This is a genomic window from Streptomyces sp. DH12 (genome assembly GCF_020873895.1).
Classification (GTDB): domain Bacteria; phylum Actinomycetota; class Actinomycetes; order Streptomycetales; family Streptomycetaceae; genus Streptomyces.
The window spans coordinates 1-384 of the sequence record NZ_JAHWGT010001712.1; the positions used below are offsets into that span (position 1 = coordinate 1).

The 384-nt window shown below is 74.2% G+C and carries 1 protein-coding gene; it reads right to left on the minus strand.

Going from position 1 to position 384, the window contains the following annotated elements; all coding sequences use genetic code 11:
• A partial coding sequence (locus LPA54_RS41870) for a winged helix-turn-helix domain-containing protein (protein WP_228985570.1) occupies positions 1 to 384 on the minus strand: 384 nt, incomplete at both ends.

Sequence of the window (384 nt, forward strand, 5' to 3'; positions counted from 1 at the left end):
GGTCGCCGAAGTCCCAGCCCCACACCTCCCGCATCAGCTCCTCCCGCGCGAACACCCGTCCGGGGTGTGCGAGGAAGAACGTGAGGAGGTCGAACTCCCTCACGGTCAGCGCGAGTTCGACCCCGTTCTTGACGGCCCGCCGGGCCTCCGGGTCGACGGTGAGCCCGGCCGCCCGCAGCACACCGGAACCGGCGCCGGGACCGGACGCGTCCCCCGCCGGCCGCGCGCGGCGCAGCACGGACCCCACCCGCAGCACCAGTTCACGCGGGCTGAACGGCTTGGTGACGTAGTCGTCGGCGCCGACCTCCAGGCCGAGGATGCGGTCGTCCTCGTCGCCCCGCGCGGTGAGCATGATGACCGGCACCGGCCCCTGCCCGCGCATCC